Source organism: Nocardia lijiangensis NBRC 108240 (assembly GCF_001613045.1).
Classification (GTDB): domain Bacteria; phylum Actinomycetota; class Actinomycetes; order Mycobacteriales; family Mycobacteriaceae; genus Nocardia; species Nocardia lijiangensis.
The window spans coordinates 1-1,166 of the sequence record NZ_BDBP01000214.1 but is presented as its reverse complement, the minus strand read 5'-3'; the positions used below and the strand labels follow the sequence as shown (position 1 = coordinate 1,166).

Annotated in this window: 1 protein-coding gene; it reads left to right on the top strand. The window is 64.2% G+C overall.

Annotation, left to right across the window (positions count from 1 at the left end; genetic code table 11):
- Nucleotides 1-1,166: acetate--CoA ligase (locus NL1_RS35960; RefSeq protein WP_156095224.1), on the top strand; the 1,166-nt coding region annotated here is incomplete at both ends.

Here is a 1,166-nt window from a genome sequence, read left to right as displayed (position 1 = left end):
TTCGACGCCGAGCACCCCCTGTTCATCCTCTACACCTCCGGCACCACCGGAAAACCCAAAGGCATCCTGCACACCACCGGCGGCTACCTCACCCAAACCTCCTACACCCACCACTACGTCTTCGACCACAAACCCGGACAAGACATCTACTGGTGCACCGCCGACATCGGCTGGGTCACCGGACACAGCTACATCGTCTACGGACCCCTGTCCAACCGCGCCACCCAAGTCGTCTACGAAGGCACCCCCAACTACCCCGACGAACACCGCCACTGGCAAATCATCGAAAAATACGGCGTCACCATCTATTACACCGCCCCCACCCTGGTGCGCACCTTCATGAAATGGGGACGCGACATCCCCGCCGCACACGACCTGTCCAGCATCCGGCTGCTCGGCAGCGTCGGTGAGCCGATCAATCCCGAAGCCTGGCGCTGGTATCGCGAGGTCGTCGGCGCCAACCGGACACCGATCGTGGACACCTGGTGGCAGACCGAAACCGGCGCCATCATGATCTCCCCACTGCCCGGCGTCACCACCGCCAAACCCGGCGCAGCCATGACACCGCTGCCCGGCATCTCCGCCCAAGTCGTCGACGAAGAAGGCAAGCCCGTGCAACGCGGGGAAACCGAAGCCAACGGCTACCTGGTGCTCGACCAGCCATGGCCGTCCATGCTGCGCGGCATCTGGGGCGACATGGAACGGTTCAAGACCACCTACTGGGAACGCTACGCCGAACAGGGCTGGTACTTCGCAGGTGACGGCGCCAAACTCGACACCGACGGCGACCTGTGGGTACTCGGCCGCGTCGACGACGTCATGAACGTCTCCGGCCACCGCATCTCCACCGCCGAAGTCGAATCCGCCCTCGTCGGACACTCCGGCGTCGCCGAAGCCGCCGTCGTCGGCGCCACCGACACCACCACCGGCCAAGGCATCGTCGCCTTCGTCATCCTCACCGCCGAAACCACCAACACCGGCACCACACTCATCGACGAACTCAAAACCGAAGTCGCCCGCGAAATCAGCCCCATCGCCAAACCACGCGAAATCCACATCGTCCCCGAACTCCCCAAAACCCGCAGCGGCAAAATCATGCGCCGCCTCCTACGCGACGTCGCCGAAGGCCGCGAACTCGGCGACACCTCCACCCTCGTCGACCCGAA